The following is a 15,759-nucleotide window of genomic DNA, read 5'->3' as shown; positions in this document are numbered from 1 at the left end:
GTAGGTTCGGGGGGTGACTTCCGAGAACCCCGGCCGCGTCGTCCTGCTCACCGCCAGCCACCGCGTGGCCCCCGGACTCCTGTCCTGGCCCGCGTGGCAGGCGCTGCACACCGCGGACCGGGTGCTCTGCCCCGACGAGCACCACCCCCAGCTGCCCTACCTGCGGGAGGCGGGCGTCGCCGTCGAGCACGCCCTGCCCACCGCCGAGGAACTGGTCGGGGCCTGCGCCGGGGGCCGTACGGTCCTGCTCCTCGCCTCCGGCGAGGGCGACCGGCGCCTCACCGACGGCCTCGCCCGGCTCGCCGGCTCCGGCCGGGTCGCGATGCCGGACCTCGAACTGCTCCCCGGCTCGTACGACCTGCCCGGCGCCCGGCTCCTCGACCTCGTCCAGGTCATGGACCGCGTCCGGCGCGAGTGCCCCTGGACCTCGGTGCAGACCCACGAGGGGCTCGTGAAGTACGCCGTCGAGGAGGCGTACGAACTCGTGGAGGCGATCGAGGACGGGGACCGGACCGCGCTCCGGGAGGAGCTGGGCGACGTCCTGCTCCAGGTCGTCCTCCACGCCCGGATCGCCGAGGAGGACCCGGAGGAGCCGTTCTCCGTGGACGACGTGGCCGGGACCCTCGTCGAGAAGCTGATCCACCGCCACCCGCACGTCTTCGGGGACGCGACCGCCGAGACCCCCGAGGAGGTCCACGCGCACTGGCAGCGGACCAAGGCGGTCGAGAAGCAGCGGGAGTCCGTCACCGACGGCGTGCCGCTCGGACAGCCCGGCCTCGCGCTCGCCGCGAAGCTGGCGGGCCGGGTGCGCGCGGCCGGTCTCGACGTGGCCCTCCCGGCGGACGGGGGCGTCGGGTACGAGCTGCTCGCCCTCGCCGCCCGCGCGGAGGCGGCGGGCGTGGACCCGGAGACGGCGCTGCGGGCGGCGGCCCGGACGTACCGGGACGCGATCCGGGCGGCGGAGGGGCTGTGAGGAGGGGAGAGGTCCCGTACGGGCCGCCGGGGCGCGTCGGAGCGCGCTGTACCGTCGGGGGGTGAGTGACAGCACCGCCCCGACTCCCGTACCGGACCCCGCGCCGGCCCCCGCTCCGGACCCCGCGCCCGAGCTCTTCACCTGGGAGTTCGCCACCGATCCGTACCCCGCCTACGCCTGGCTGCGGGAGCACGCGCCCGTGCACCGGACGACGCTGCCCAGCGGGGTCGAGGCCTGGCTCGTGACGCGGTACGCGGACGCGCGGCAGGCCCTCGCGGACCAGCGGCTGTCCAAGAACCCGGCGCACCACGACGAGTCCCCGCACGCCAAGGGCAAGACGGGCATTCCGGGCGAGCGCAAGGCCGAGCTGATGACCCATCTGCTCAACATCGACCCGCCCGACCACACCCGGCTGCGGCGGCTCGTGTCGAAGGCCTTCACCCCGCGCCGGGTCGCCGAGTTCGCCCCGCGCGTCCAGGAGTTGACCGACCGCCTCATCGACGGCTTCGTGGAGAAGGGGAGCGCGGACCTCATCCACGAGTTCGCCTTCCCGCTCCCCATCTACGCCATCTGCGACCTGCTCGGCGTGCCCGAGGAGGACCAGGACGACTTCCGGGACTGGGCCGGGATGATGATCCGGCACGGCGGAGGGCCGCGCGGCGGGGTCGCCCGGTCGGTGAAGAAGATGCGCGGCTACCTCGCCGAGCTGATCCACCGCAAGCGCGAGGAGCCGGGGGACGACCTGATCTCGGGGCTCATCAAGGCCTCCGACCACGGCGAGCACCTCACCGAGAACGAGGCCGCCGCCATGGCCTTCATCCTCCTGTTCGCGGGCTTCGAGACCACCGTCAACCTGATCGGGAACGGGCTTTACGCGCTTCTCCGCGACAACGGGCAGCGGGAGCTCCTCCAGACCTCCCTCGCCGCCGGGGACACCGGGCTCCTGGAGACCGGGATCGAGGAGCTGCTGCGGTACGACGGGCCGGTGGAGATGGCGACCTGGCGGTACGCGACGCGGGCGCTGACCGTCGGCGGGCAGGAGATCCCGGCGGGGGACCCGGTGCTGGTGGTGCTCGCCGCCGCCGACCGGGACCCGGAGCGGTTCGACGGGCCGGACGTGCTCGACCTCGCCCGGCGCGACAACCAGCACCTCGGGTACGGCCACGGCATCCACTACTGCCTCGGCGCGCCGCTCGCCCGCCTCGAAGGACAGGCGGCGCTCGCCACTCTGCTGACCCGTCTGCCGGACCTGCGGCTCGCCGCCGATCCGGCCGAACTGCGGTGGCGCGGAGGGCTCATCATGCGCGGTTTGCGCACGCTTCCGGTGGAGTTCTCCCCGTCCGTACCCCTCTCTCCCGCTGACGGACCGTCAGAAATGTGATCTTCATGTGATCGAGTGGCCATCGACTTGTGACGAGCGTTCGAATGCCGCTACGTTTCCCGGCAGTCTCAGCCGTCACGCGAAAGGCGTACCTATGCGTTCCGGGAACGGACGACACCGTCGCCCCCGTCAGGCCCCCGCCCTCGTCGTCGCCGCGGGCGTGACCGGATCCGCCATGGCGCTGCCCCTGCTCGCCACCGGATCCGCGTCCGCCGCCGACGCGGCCACCTGGGACCGCGTCGCCGAGTGCGAGTCGGGCGGTCAGTGGAGCGCCAACTTCGGGAACGGCATGTACGGAGGCCTCCAGTTCACCCAGGGCGACTGGGAGCGCCACGGCGGCCTGGCGTACGCGCCCAGCCCCGACCTGGCCAGCCGCGCCCAGCAGATCGCGGTGGCCGAGAAGGCCCTCGCCAGGGGCAGCGACGCGTGGGCCACCTGCGCGCCGATCGCCGGTCTGGCGAACGACGGGAAGCCCACCGGGGTGGACCCGGGTCCGGCCACCGCTCCGACGGCCTCCGTGGCGCCCGTCCCCGAGTCGAGCTGGAACTCGGGCTCGTCGGGCACCTCCGCGACCGCGCCGTCCACCGCGGCGCCGAAGCCCTCCGCTCCCGCGACCGCGCCCGCCGAGGGGCTCTCCACGGCACCGGCCACGCCGACGGCCCCCGCCGGCTCGACGGGCCCGGGCGCGCCGACCGCCCCCGTGACGCCGTCCGCGCCGACCGGGACCACGAGCCCGGCCGACCCCACGCTCCCGGCCGATCCGTCCGATCCGACGGCTCCCGTCACCCCCGGTGGGTCCGTTGTGCCCGACACGTCGGTCACCCCCGGCGTTCCGGGAGACGAGGGAACGTCGGCCACGCCCGGCACGGGCAAGCACCGGGGCGAGGCCGCGCCGGAGGAAACCGGCAGGACGGACAGCTCCGCCGAATCCGGGAGACACGCCTCGGACGAGGACAAGATCCTCGAAGAGGGTGAAGCGTCCCTTGTTGCTGACGAAGTGAAGAACTCGGACACAACGGACAGTCAGGGCTCTTCGGGTGAATACGTCGTGCGTCCGGGTGACAGCCTTTCGGATATCGCCCAGGCGAACGAACTGCCCGGCGGCTGGTCCGCCCTCTATGACGCCAACAAGCGGACCGTGGGCATCGATCCGGACCTCATCCTTCCTGGTCAGAACCTCGATCTGACGGCGGGTCCGACTCCGACGGCCGGGTAGTTCGTGGGCGTATGTCCGGTTCCGGGCGAGTGAGACATGGGTCTCTTTGTCCCAACTGGCGTGTCGCGCCCGCAAACTCCGCTTACGTCATCCCTCACCTGCGCAAACACTCCCCTCCGAAGGGCAAGAAGAGGCGAAATTAGTCATATGAGCCTCTTTGAACTTCGGGGGGTTCTGTGTCTACGGTCGTCATCGCTCGCCACCGCGGGCCCCGTCGACCGAAACGCCGAATCCTGCCGTCGGCCGATGGGAACAGTCGTCGCGCAAGCGCCGAAGGCAGGAGCGGGGGACCCAAGGTAAGTGCCGGGCCCGGCCGTCGAGACAGACGGCCGACGACCGGCTTGGGGTGAAGCCGCGTGCTAGGACACGCGGCCGGGCAACTCTTCGGCCCGAACCCGACAGCTCACCTCGCAGGCGTCGGTGAGGAGAATCCCCATGCTGTTTTCCGTCAAGGCCAAACACCGCCGTCCCTCCAAGGCCGCCCAGCTCGCCGCGCTCGTCGGCGTCACCGGTGTCGCCGTCGCCGCCCCGCTGATGACCGCGGGCGCCGCCTCGGCCGCCACGGCCTCCGAGTGGGACCGCGTCGCCCAGTGCGAGTCCGGCGGCAACTGGTCCATCAACACCGGCAACGGCTTCTACGGCGGCCTGCAGTTCACCAACTCCACGTGGGCCGCCTTCGGTGGCACCGCCTACGCCCCGCGCGCCGACCAGGCGTCGAAGTCCCAGCAGATCGCCGTCGCCGAGAAGGTCCTCGCGGGCCAGGGCAAGGGCGCCTGGCCGAGCTGCGGCGTGGGCCTCTCCGGCGCCTCGTACGACGGCGGCGCCGCCGAGAGCGCGCCGCAGCAGGAGCAGCCGCAGGAGCAGGCGCAGCAGGAGCAGCCGAAGCAGGAGCGGAAGGCCGAGCAGCCGACCACCCGCAGCCAGCCGCGCCAGGCCCCGCAGGCCGACGACCGGAAGACCGTCACCACCCCGACCGGCAAGACGGTCAAGAAGGGTGACGGCGAGTACGAGGTCGTGGCCGGCGACACCCTCGGCAAGATCGCCGAAGCCCAGGGCGTCGAGGGCGGCTGGGCCGCGATCTTCGAGCTCAACAAGGACGTCGTCGAGAACGCCGACCTGATCTACCCGGGCCAGCAGCTCCACCTGAAGTGAGCCCGGCGGGCCGCGTGAGTCCGGCGGCTCACGCGCCCCCCACGACCCTCCCGCGGTGACCACCCCGATCCGGCGCGCCCTTCCCCCGTGCGCGCCGGACCGGGGTTCCCCTTTTTCACGGGGGCGCCTCCCGGGTCCACCGGGTGCCTCCCGGTTCCACGGGGCGCCCCGGGGGCCCGCCCGGCAGTTACCGATCGGTAGATCCGAGGTCTTTCGCCCCCTTGTGCATGCCCTTGGGTCCTTTTTCGTCCCAGGGGGCGGGCGCCCGGCCGGTCGGAGCCCCCGGGGCGGTTAGGCTCTTGTCGCAAGGCCGAGCGACCCAGCAGCGACCTTGCGTCACATCCAGCGTCACATCCCAGAAGGAGATGCTCGTGCCGTCCATCGACGTCGTCGTAGCCCGGGAAATCCTGGACTCCCGAGGCAACCCCACGGTCGAGGTCGAGGTCGGCCTCGACGACGGCAGCACCGGCCGTGCTGCCGTTCCGTCCGGTGCCTCCACCGGTGCGTTCGAGGCCCTGGAGCTCCGCGACGGTGACCCCAGCCGCTACCAGGGCAAGGGTGTCGAGAAGGCCGTCCTCGCCGTCATCGAGCAGATCGGCCCGGAGCTCGTCGGCTACGACGCCACCGAGCAGCGCCTGATCGACCAGGCCATGTTCGACCTGGACGCCACCCCGGACAAGTCCTCGCTCGGCGCCAACGCCATCCTCGGCGTCTCCCTCGCCGTCGCGCACGCCGCCTCCGAGGCCAGCGACCTCCCGCTCTTCCGCTACCTGGGCGGCCCGAACGCGCACCTGCTGCCCGTTCCGATGATGAACATCCTGAACGGCGGGTCGCACGCCGACTCCAACGTCGACATCCAGGAGTTCATGATCGCCCCGATCGGCGCGGAGTCCTTCTCCGAGGCCCTCCGCTGGGGCACCGAGGTCTACCACACCCTCAAGTCCGTCCTGAAGTCCAAGGGCCTCTCCACCGGCCTCGGCGACGAGGGCGGCTTCGCCCCGAACCTCGGCTCCAACCGCGAGGCGCTCGACCTCATCCTCGAGGCGGTCAAGCAGGCCGGCTACGTGCCCGGCAAGGACATCGCGCTCGCGCTCGACGTCGCCGCCTCCGAGTTCTACAAGGACGGCAAGTACGAGTTCGAGGGCGAGTCCCGCTCGGCCGCCGAGATGACCGAGTACTACGAGGAGCTCGTCTCCGCGTACCCGCTGGTCTCCATCGAGGACCCGCTGTTCGAGGACGACTGGGCCGGCTGGAACGTCATCACCGAGAAGCTCGGCGACAGGGTCCAGCTCGTCGGCGACGACCTGTTCGTCACCAACCCGGAGCGCCTGGCCCGGGGCATCGAGGAGAAGTCCGCGAACGCCCTGCTCGTCAAGGTCAACCAGATCGGCTCGCTGACCGAGACCCTCGACGCCGTCGAGCTGGCCCAGCGCAGCGGCTTCAAGTGCATGATGTCCCACCGCTCCGGCGAGACCGAGGACGTCACCATCGCCGACCTCGCCGTCGCCACCAACTGCGGCCAGATCAAGACCGGAGCCCCGGCCCGCTCCGAGCGCGTCGCCAAGTACAACCAGCTGCTGCGCATCGAGGAGATCCTCGACGACGCCGCGGTGTACGCCGGCCGCAGCGCCTTCCCGCGCTTCAAGGGCTGATCGGCGCCCGAGGGCTGATCAAGGGCTGACACCCGCTCTCATCCGTACGTCCCCGTACTCGGTCCCGTACCGTGTGCGGGGACGTCCGCGTGAACAGGGGAGGCGACACGACATGGCCGTGAAGGACCGGGACCGGTTCTCGACCGCGACCCGGATCAGGCTGCTCGGCGAGCAGACCGCCGCCCGTGTCTACCGCTCCCAGACCCGCCGTCAGGCCCGCCGCTCCCGGCTCACCGGCCGCGCGGCCTTCCTCGCCCTCGTCGTCTGCTCCCTGGTCGTGGCCCTCGCCTACCCCATGCGGAGCTACGTCTCCCAGCAGGGCGAGATCGCCGAGCAGGAGCGCCGGGCCGCCGAGGCCGCCCGGCGGGTGCAGGACCTGAGGGACGAGAAGGCCCGCCTCCAGGACCCGGCCTACGTCCGCCGCCTCGCCCGCGAGCACCTGCACTACGTGCTCCCCGGCGAGACCGGCTTCACCGTGAACGACCCCGGCGCGGAGCAGCGGTCCCGCGCCGACCAGGGCACGGCCGACCGGCCCTGGTACGACAACCTCTGGGAGGGCGTGGACACCGCCGACCGCCCCTGACCTCCCGCACGACCGACGACCGACGACCGACGACCTAGGCAACCAAGGCAGACATGCAAACGCCCCCTCCGCAGACCGAACGCACCGAGCCCACCGAGGCGGACGTCGCCGCCTTCGAGCTCCAGCTCGGCCGGCCGCCCCGCGGCCTGCGCGCCATCGCGCACCGCTGCCCCTGCGGGCAGCCGGACGTCGTCGAGACCGCGCCCCGGCTCCCCGACGGCACGCCGTTCCCCACCACGTACTACCTGACCTGCCCCCGGGCGGCCTCGGCCATCGGCACCCTGGAGGCCAACGGGGTCATGAAGGAGATGCAGGCCCGGCTCGCCACCGACCCGGAGCTGGCCGACGCCTACCGGGCCGCGCACGAGGACTACCTCGCCCGCCGCGACGCCATCGAGGTCCTGGAGGGCTTCCCGAGCGCCGGCGGCATGCCGGACCGGGTCAAGTGCCTGCACGTCCTCGTCGGCCACTCGCTGGTCGCGGGCCCGGGCGTGAACCCGTTCGGCGACGAGGCGCTCGCGATGCTGCCGGAGTGGTGGGCCAAGGGCCCCTGCGTCACCCCGTGCGCGGCGCCGAAGGAGGAGGACGGCTGGACCGTCGAGGGCGACGGGGACGGCCACTTCGCCTTCAGGCCGGTCGACGACGCCGACGAGGAGGGACGGAAGTGACCCGGGTCGCCGGAATCGACTGCGGTACGAACTCCATCCGCCTCCTCGTCGCCGACGTGCACCCGGAGACGGGCGAGCTGATCGAGCTGGACCGGCGGATGACGATCGTCCGCCTCGGCCAGGGCGTCGACCGGACCGGCCGGCTCGCCCCCGAGGCGCTGGAGCGGACCTTCGCCGCCTGCCGCGAGTACGCCGCCGTCATCGAGGAGCTGGGCGCCGAGCGGATCCGCTTCGTCGCCACCTCCGCCTCCCGCGACGCCGAGAACCGCGACGACTTCGTGAACGGGGTCGTGGAGATCCTCGGCGTCGAGCCCGAGGTGATCACCGGTGACCAGGAGGCCGCGTTCTCCTTCGCCGGAGCCACCGGTGAGCTGCCCGGCACGGAGACGTACCTCGTGGTGGACATCGGCGGCGGCTCCACCGAGTTCGTCACCGGCACCGACCACGTCCAGGCCGCCCGCTCGGTCGACATCGGCTGCGTCCGGCTCACCGAGCGGCACGTCCGGCACGACCCGCCGACCGCCGAGGAGGCCGAGGCGATCCGCGCCGACGTCCGGGCCGCGCTCGACCTGGCCGCCGGGACCGTGCCGATCGGCACCGCCGACACCCTCGTCGGGCTCGCCGGCTCCGTCACCACCGTCGCCGCCATCGCCCTCGGCCTCCCGGAGTACGACTCCGAGAAGGTCCACCACTCCCGGATCTCCGCCGAGCAGGTCGCCGAGGTCACCGACCGGCTCCTCGCCTCCACCCACGACGAGCGGGCCGCGATCCCCGTGATCCACCCCGGCCGGGTCGACGTGATCGTGGCCGGAGCGCTCGTCCTGAGGGAGATCGTCGAGCGCGTCGGAGCCCGCGAGGTGGTCGTCAGCGAGCACGACATCCTCGATGGGATCGCTCTATCCGTCGCATAGAGGGGCGCTATCGGGCCTTGCCGGACGGTTTCGCCGGGGAAGTTCGTGAAGTTCTTCACAAGGAAAAGGGTCCTGAGGGAGTCCGAAGAGGGTCATGAGGCCCTCCGAGCCACCTCTCAGGGCCCTTTCGCAGGTTAAGAGGCCGATCCGCCCGGTGTTTCCATCGCGTGAACGGGGGCTCCGGTTCAGGGTTAACGGAGGCTCTCCGGACCAGTTCACAGGGGGTGAACAACGTTCGCCACTGCACCCCGGTTCCTTTGCAGGAACATGACGTGGATCACGTGGGCGGCGGAGTGTAGCAGAGGTGCCCCGCAACCTTGTGAAGGGGCGCACGAACCCACCCCCCGGACGGGGTGGATACTCGATGGCATGAGCACCACGGAGCGTCCCAGGATCCTCGTAGTAGGCGGCGGGTACGTAGGCCTGTACGCAGCTCGGCGCATCCTCAAGAAGATGCGCTACGCGGAGGCGACCGTCACGGTCGTCGACCCGCGGTCGTACATGACCTACCAGCCCTTCCTCCCCGAAGCCGCCGCCGGCAGCATCTCGCCGCGCCACGTCGTCGTCCCGCTGCGACGCGTCGTCCGCGGAGCCGAGGTGCTCACCGGCCGGGTCACCACCATCGACCAGGACCGCAAGGTCGCCACGATCGCCCCGCTCGTCGGCGAGGCGTACGAGCTGCCCTTCGACTACCTCGTCATCGCGATGGGCGCGGTCTCCCGCACCTTCCCGATCCCCGGCCTCGCCGAGCAGGGCATCGGCATGAAGGGCATCGAGGAGGCCATCGGCCTGCGCAACCACGTCCTCGAGCAGCTCGACAAGGCCGACTCGACCACCGACGAGGAGGTCCGCCGCAAGGCGCTGACCTTCGTCTTCGTGGGCGGCGGCTTCGCCGGCGCGGAGACCATCGGCGAGGTCGAGGACCTGGCCCGCGACGCCGCGAAGTACTACCAGAACGTGTCGCGCGAGGACATGCGCTTCGTCCTGGTCGACGCGGCCGACAAGATCCTTCCCGAGGTCGGCCCCAAGCTCGGCCAGTACGGCAAGGAGCACCTGGAGAGCCGCGGGATCGAGATCTACCTCGAGACCTCCATGGACTCCTGCGTCGACGGCCACGTCGTGCTGAAGAACGGCCTCGAGGTCGACTCCAACACCATCGTGTGGACCGCCGGCGTGAAGCCGAACCCGGCGCTCTCCCGCTTCGGTCTGCCGCTCGGCCCCCGCGGCCACGTGGACTGCAACGAGAAGCTCCAGGTCAACGGTCTCGACTACGCGTGGGCCGCGGGCGACAACGCCCAGGTCCCGGACATGGTCGGCCGCCGCGCGGGCAACCCGAACGCCTGGTGCCCGCCGAACGCCCAGCACGCCCTGCGCCAGGCCAAGGTCCTCGGCGACAACGTGGTGGCCGGCATGCGCGGCTTCCCGCAGAAGGAGTACAGCCACGCCAACAAGGGCGCGGTGGCCGGACTCGGTCTGCACAAGGGCGTCGCCATGATCGTCATGGGCAAGGTGAAGATCAAGCTCAAGGGCCGTCTCGCCTGGTACATGCACCGCGGCTACCACGGCATGGCCATGCCGACCTGGAACCGCAAGATCCGCGTCTTCGCCGACTGGACCCTGGCGATGTTCCTCAAGCGCGAGGTCGTCTCGCTCGGCGCCATCGAGTCGCCGCGCGAGGAGTTCTACGAGGCCGCCAAGCCGGCCCCCGCCCCGGCCGCCCCGGTGCAGGAGAAGGCCAAGGCCTCCTGACGCTCCGGCAGCAGAGCAGTACCGCAGTACCCTCGCAAGGGCCGTCCGCCATCCGTGGTGCGGACGGCCCTTCGCGTGTTTTGCCGACTCGTTGCAACGCGGCGGGAGTGCCGGCGCCCACCGACGGTGTTCCCCCGGTGACGAACATTTCTGGGGCACCGATCACGGAGGTGGGCACCATGGCCGACGCCGCGTCGCGGCTGGCGAATCTCGCGGAAGAGCTCCTCGGAGGACCGCTCCCGGTCCGGCTGCGGGCCTGGGACGGCAGCGAGGCGGGACCCGCCGGCGCCCCCGTCCTGATCCTCCGCGACCGCCGCGCCCTGCGCCGGATGATCTGGAAGCCCGGCGAACTGGGCGTGGTCCGCGCCTGGGTGGCCGGGGAACTCGACGTCGAGGGGGACCTGTACGAGGTCCTCGACCGGCTCTCCGGACTCCTCTGGGAACGCGACGGCGACTCCCCGGGCCTGTTCGCCGCCGCCCGCGCCCCCCGGCTGCGCGCCGCCGCCCGCTCCCTGCTGCGGCTCGCCGGACCCGTGCCGCCGCCGGCGCCGCCGGCCGAGGAGGTCCGCGGCCGCAGCGGCGGCCGACACACCAGACGCCGCGACCGGCAGGCGATCAGCCACCACTACGACGTGGGCAACGAGTTCTACGAGCTGGTCCTCGGCCCCTCGATGGTCTACTCGTGCGCCTACTGGACGCCGGGCGGCACCCTGGAGGAGGCCCAGCGCGACAAGCTCGACCTCGTCGCCCGCAAGCTGGACCTGAAGGAGGGCGACCGGCTCCTGGACGTGGGCTGCGGCTGGGGTTCGATGGCCCTGCACGCCGCCCGTGAGTACGGCGCCCGGGTCGTCGGCGTCACCCTCTCCCGCGAACAGGCGACCCACGCCCGCAAACGGATCGCCGAGGAGGGCCTGACGGACCGGATCGAGATCCGCGTCCAGGACTACCGGGACGTCACCGACGGCCCGTACGACGCGATCTCCTCCATCGGCATGGCCGAGCACGTCGGCGCCGTGCAGTACCGGGAGTACGCCGACGTCCTGTACGGGCTCCTCGCGCCCGGCGGGCGGCTCCTCAACCACCAGATCTCCCGGCGCCCCGAGCCCGACGAGGCCGCCTACGCGATCGACCCCTTCATCGACGCGTACGTCTTCCCCGACGGCGAACTCGCCCCCATGGGCCGCACCCTGACGACCCTGGAGGACGCCGGCTTCGAGGTCCGGGACGTGGAGGCGCTCCGCGAGCACTACGCCCTGACCCTGCGCCGCTGGGTGGCCAACCTGGAGGCCGACTGGGACCGGGCCGTCCGGCTCGTCTCGCCGGGCCGGGCCCGGGTCTGGCGGCTCTACATGGCCGCCTCCGCCGTCTCCTTCGAACGCAACCGGATCGGCGTGAACCAGTTCCTCGCCGTGAAGACCCCGGCGCCGGGGACGAGCGGGCTGCCGCTGCGGACGCGGGCGTGGACCGAGGGGACGGACTGACGTACGTACGGGGAAGGGCCGGCCTCCCGGGTGGGAGGCCGGCCCTTCGCCGGTGGTGCGTGCGCGCCGTGGCTACTCGGCCTTGATGGCGGCGAGCATGTTCAGACGGGCCGCGCTGCGGGCCGGCCACAGCGAGGCGAGGACGCCGACCAGGGCGGCCAGGAGCAGGAAGATCCCGATCCGCTCCCAGGGGAGCACCAGCGTGTAGCCCGGCAGGCTCTTCTTGAACGTCTCGCCGATCGCCCAGCCGAGGAACGCGCCGAGGCCGATGCCGACGACCGCGCCGAACACCGAGATGACCACGGCCTCCAGACGGACCATCCGCTTCACCCGGCGCCGGTCGAGACCGATCGCGCGGAGCATGCCGATCTCCTGCTGGCGCTCGAAGACGGACATCGCGAGGGTGTTGACGACGCCGAGGACGGCGATGATCAGAGCCATGCCGAGCAGGCCGTACACGATGTTCAGGAGCATGTTGATCGGGCCGCCGAAGGCGTCGCGGATGTCCTTGTGGTTCATCACGGTGATGCCGGGGTTGTCGCCCATGGCCTTCGACAGGGCCTTGGCGTTGGCGTCGGAGGCACCGCCGTCCATCGCGACGAAGATCTGCGGGGTGTAGGCCTGCGGGTCGTGGGCCCCGATCACCTTGTGGTCGATCAGGACCGGGGAGACGAACTCGCTCTCCTCGTAGATCGCGCCGACGGTCAGCTTCCCCTTGGCCTTGTCCATGTACTCGACCGGAACCGTGTCGCCGACCTTCAGGCCGCGCTTCTCGGCGGTCTCGTCCGCCACGGCGATCCGTCCCTGCTTCAGGGAGGCGAGCGAACCGTTCACGACGTGGAGGTTGAGGACCTTCTCGATGTCGCCGGGGGTGACGCCGGAGGCGGAGACGAACTCGCCCTCGATGTCCAGGGCGCCGGCCTGCTGCGGGGAGACGGCCGTGACGCCGGGGGCCTTCGCGAGGGCGGCGAGCGCCTCCTCGCTCAGGCTGTCGCCGCTGGCCATGGTGACCATGTAGTCGGCCTTGATCTGGTCGACCGTCATCCGGTCGATGGCCGAGCCGACGGTCGCGCCGATCACCGAGAGGCCGGTGACCAGGGTGAGCCCGATGGCGAGCGCGGAGGCGGTGGCGCCGGTGCGGCGCGGGTTGCGGACCGCGTTCAGACCGGCGAGCTTGCCGGAGATCCCGAAGAGGCCGACGAAGAGCGGGCGGATCAGGGCGATCACGGGCCGCGACAACATCGGGATCAGGACGATCACGCCGATGAGGGTGAGGAACGCGCCGCCCGCGATGAGCATGCGGCCGTCGTCGCCGCCCCTGCCCGCGCCGAGCACGATCAGGACGACGCCCAGCGCGGTGAGCGCGGCGCCGATGGAGTTCCGCAGGACGAGCGACTTGGTGCTCGCGGTGGCGTGCACGCTGTTCATGGCGGCGACCGGCGGGATCTTCGCGGCGCGGCGGCCGGGCAGCCAGGCGGCGAGCATGGTGATCAGGACGCCGACGGCGAACGCGGAGACGACGGGGGCGGGGCCGACGACCAGGCCACCGGCCGGGATCTTCAGGTCGAAGGCGTTCATGGCGGACCGCAGCCCGAGCGCGAGGCCGATGCCCAGGACGAGGCCGACGGCCGAGGCGACCAGGCCGACCAGTCCGGCCTCGGCGAGGACGGAGCGGGTGATCTGCTTGCGCGAGGCGCCGACCGCGCGCATCAGGGCCAGTTCCTTGGTGCGCTGGGCGACCAGCATCGTGAAGGTGTTGGCGATCAGGAAGACGCCGACGAAGAGCGCGATGCCCGCGAAGCCCAGGAGGACCTGGTTGAGCGCGCCGAGCCCGGCTTCGATGTCCTCGGCCTGCCGGTCGGCGAGGGCCTGTCCGGTCTGGGCGGTGGCGGCCTTCGGGACCACCTTCAGGACGTCGTCGAGCAGCTTGTCGGCGTGCGCGCCGGGGGCGGCCGTGACGGTCAGCTCCTGGAAGTACCCGGGCTTCAGGTAGAGCCTCTGGGCGACGGAGGTGTCGAAGAGGACCAGGCTGCCGCCCGCGTTGACGGCGCCGTCCTCGGTGGTGAAGACGCCGGAGAGGACGTACTCCTTCACCGGCCCGTTGGTGGCCACGCGGACGGTGTCGCCGACCTTGTAGCCGCCCTTGTCTGCGGTGGCCTCGTCGAGCGCGACCTGCCCGTCGCGGACCGGCCCGCCGCCCTTCGTGAAGGCGTACGCGCGGTCCTTGCCGTCCTTGCCGGGGGCGAAGTTGACGCCCTTGTTGGACCAGCCGACGCCGATCAGCTTGCCGTTCTTGTCGGGCACGCCGGCGAAGCCGCCGACGCGGGGGGCGACGGAGGCGACCCCGTCGAGCCCGGCGACCTCGTCGACGTCCTTCTGGGAGAGGCCGGGGGCCTTCCGGGCCTGCTCGGCGTCGGGGTGCATCTCGACGGCGACGGCGACGTCGTCGTAGCTCTTCGCGGACTGGTTGCGGAAGGCCTGGGAGAGGGTGTCGGTGAAGACGAGGGTGCCGGAGACGAAGGCCACGCCGAGCATCACGGCGAGGACGGTCATCAGCAGTCTCGCCTTGTGCGCGAGGACGTTGCGCAGGGCGGTACGGAACATGGGGTGGGTGTCCTGAACGAAGGGGAGCGGGCGGGTGTCGGGGCTGCTGGGCGGGCCGTACCGGTTCGGGTCCGGTTCCGGCGCCCGCGCGTCAGCTCGTACGGCCCTTGGCGTCGAAGGCCTTCATGCGGTCGAGCACGCCGTCCGCCGTCGGGTTCGGCATCTCGTCGACGATCCGGCCGTCCGCGAGGAAGATCACGCGGTCCGCGTAGGAGGCGGCGACGGGGTCGTGGGTGACCATGACGACGGTCTGGCCCAGTTCGCGGACCGAGTTGCGCAGGAAGCCGAGGACCTCGGCGCCCGAGCGGGAGTCCAGGTTTCCGGTGGGCTCGTCGCCGAAGATGATCTCGGGGCGGGAGGCGAGCGCGCGGGCCACGGCCACGCGCTGCTGCTGACCGCCGGACAGCTCGGTGGGGCGGTGGGTGAGCCGGCCGGAGAGGCCGAGCATGTCGATGACCTGCTGGACCCACTGCTTGTCGGCCTTGCGGCCGGCGATGTCCATCGGCAGCGTGATGTTCTCCATGGCCGTCAGCGTCGGCAGCAGGTTGAAGGCCTGGAAGATGAAGCCGATCTTGTCCCGGCGCAGCTGGGTGAGGTGCTTGTCCTTGAGGGTGGACAGCTCGGTCTCGCCGATCCGCACGGAGCCGGAGGAGAAGGAGTCCAGGCCGGCGACGCAGTGCATGAGCGTCGACTTGCCGGAGCCGGAGGGGCCCATGATGGCGGTGAACTCACCCTGCCGGAAGTCCACGGTGACGTGGTCGAGCGCGACCACCTGGGTCTCGCCCGCTCCGTAGACCTTCGTGAGATCCGTGGCGCGGGCGGCCACCGCGGTGGCGCGGGACACGGTGGGGGAGGTGGTCACGAGGAGGACTCCTGTCACTGCGGGGCTGTTTCGGGAACCCCTTCATCGTGTCGGGCGTTCCGCCCCGGGACGTCCGTCCACGTGCCCGTTCCCGGGGCAGTCTGGAGTCGGACCGGGGTCCCGGGGACTCCTCCTGAGGTATGACCGGACCCCTGAGAGCCGCCCGGCCGGGGGCCGCGGGCCAAGGTGACACAAATGCGACGACTTTTCGTCATCCCTGGGGTGCCGGTTTGCGCCTGCGACCCCGGTCACAGTTCGGCGAAAAGGCCTCCACCTGCACTGACGCACCCTCAGACCTCAATAAAATAAGACAACATCGGGAGCGATGTTCCGCTGAACGAGGGAAGCGCCCCGATAGGGTCATGTGCCAACGCGGAGCTTCGCGACGCCCGGATGGTGGAATGCAGACACGGCGAGCTTAAACCTCGCTGGCCTTCGGGCCGTACCGGTTCGAGTCCGGTTCCGGGCACCACCGCTGACAGTGCCGCCGACCGGCGGGGACGCCCGGCACCTCCGCCGGGAGCTCG

Annotated in this window: 12 protein-coding genes, 1 tRNA gene and 1 riboswitch; of the genes, 11 read left to right on the top strand and 2 right to left on the bottom strand. The window is 71.5% G+C overall.

What is annotated here, in order from left to right; translation table 11 throughout:
- The first annotated feature begins 13 nt into the window (after positions 1-13).
- The 10 genes from ACFY7E_RS31885 to ACFY7E_RS31840 all read left to right on the top strand — a co-directional run bounded on the left by ACFY7E_RS31885 (position 14) and on the right by ACFY7E_RS31840 (position 11,766).
- A complete protein-coding gene (locus ACFY7E_RS31885; protein WP_389491119.1) occupies positions 14-973 on the top strand; it encodes a nucleoside triphosphate pyrophosphohydrolase in 960 nt (319 codons plus the stop codon).
- Positions 974-1,034: 61 nt separating this feature from the next.
- Positions 1,035-2,354, top strand: a complete 1,320-nt coding sequence (locus ACFY7E_RS31880) for a cytochrome P450 (RefSeq protein ID WP_389491117.1) — start codon at positions 1,035-1,037, stop codon at positions 2,352-2,354.
- A 94-nt stretch (positions 2,355-2,448) separates the two neighbouring features.
- On the top strand, positions 2,449-3,570 hold the full coding sequence (locus ACFY7E_RS31875; RefSeq protein WP_389491114.1) for a transglycosylase family protein: 1,122 nt from the start codon (positions 2,449-2,451) through the stop codon (positions 3,568-3,570).
- 258 nt (positions 3,571-3,828) lie between these two features.
- Positions 3,829-4,002, top strand: a riboswitch (cyclic di-AMP (ydaO/yuaA leader).
- A 3-nt stretch (positions 4,003-4,005) separates the two neighbouring features.
- Positions 4,006-4,722 (top strand): transglycosylase family protein, encoded by a 717-nt coding sequence (locus ACFY7E_RS31870; protein ID WP_389491112.1) that lies wholly within the window; start codon positions 4,006-4,008, stop codon positions 4,720-4,722.
- A gap of 365 nt (positions 4,723-5,087) precedes the next feature.
- Positions 5,088-6,374 carry a phosphopyruvate hydratase gene (eno, locus tag ACFY7E_RS31865; RefSeq protein WP_389491110.1) on the top strand — a complete coding sequence of 429 codons (1,287 nt, stop codon included), beginning with the start codon at positions 5,088-5,090 and terminating at the stop codon, positions 6,372-6,374.
- Between the two features lie 112 nt (positions 6,375-6,486).
- Complete coding sequence (locus ACFY7E_RS31860) at positions 6,487-6,957, top strand: septum formation initiator family protein (protein ID WP_383440331.1); 471 nt, start codon at positions 6,487-6,489, stop codon at positions 6,955-6,957.
- A gap of 53 nt (positions 6,958-7,010) precedes the next feature.
- On the top strand, positions 7,011-7,625 hold the full coding sequence (locus tag ACFY7E_RS31855; protein WP_389491108.1) for a DUF501 domain-containing protein: 615 nt from the start codon (positions 7,011-7,013) through the stop codon (positions 7,623-7,625).
- Positions 7,622-8,536: an exopolyphosphatase gene (locus ACFY7E_RS31850; RefSeq protein ID WP_389491106.1), complete on the top strand. Its 915-nt coding sequence runs from the start codon at positions 7,622-7,624 to the stop codon at positions 8,534-8,536. The genes ACFY7E_RS31855 and ACFY7E_RS31850 overlap by 4 nt, the downstream gene beginning before the upstream one ends.
- Positions 8,537-8,905: 369 nt before the next feature.
- Positions 8,906-10,285, top strand: coding sequence for an NAD(P)/FAD-dependent oxidoreductase (locus ACFY7E_RS31845; protein WP_383440338.1), 1,380 nt, complete (start codon positions 8,906-8,908; stop codon positions 10,283-10,285).
- 179 nt (positions 10,286-10,464) lie between these two features.
- On the top strand, positions 10,465-11,766 hold the full coding sequence (locus ACFY7E_RS31840; RefSeq protein ID WP_389491104.1) for a class I SAM-dependent methyltransferase: 1,302 nt from the start codon (positions 10,465-10,467) through the stop codon (positions 11,764-11,766).
- Between the two features lie 72 nt (positions 11,767-11,838).
- Here the strand turns inward: ACFY7E_RS31840 and ACFY7E_RS31835 are convergent, their stop codons facing one another.
- Both ACFY7E_RS31835 and ACFY7E_RS31830 read right to left on the bottom strand, forming a co-directional pair.
- Positions 11,839-14,370: an ABC transporter permease gene (locus ACFY7E_RS31835; RefSeq protein WP_389491101.1), complete on the bottom strand. Its 2,532-nt coding sequence runs from the start codon at positions 14,368-14,370 to the stop codon at positions 11,839-11,841.
- A 91-nt stretch (positions 14,371-14,461) separates the two neighbouring features.
- A complete protein-coding gene (locus ACFY7E_RS31830) occupies positions 14,462-15,232 on the bottom strand; it encodes an ABC transporter ATP-binding protein (RefSeq protein ID WP_389491099.1) in 771 nt (256 codons plus the stop codon).
- Between the two features lie 387 nt (positions 15,233-15,619).
- Between ACFY7E_RS31830 and ACFY7E_RS31825 the strand changes: the two genes are divergently transcribed.
- Positions 15,620-15,704, top strand: a tRNA-Leu gene (locus ACFY7E_RS31825).
- The last annotated feature ends 55 nt before the right edge of the window (positions 15,705-15,759 follow it).

This window comes from Streptomyces sp. NPDC012825, assembly GCF_042900925.1.
Classification (GTDB): Bacteria; Actinomycetota; Actinomycetes; order Streptomycetales; family Streptomycetaceae; genus Streptomyces.
The sequence above is the reverse complement of the archived record's forward strand: the minus strand, read 5'-3'. Positions and strand labels throughout refer to the sequence as shown.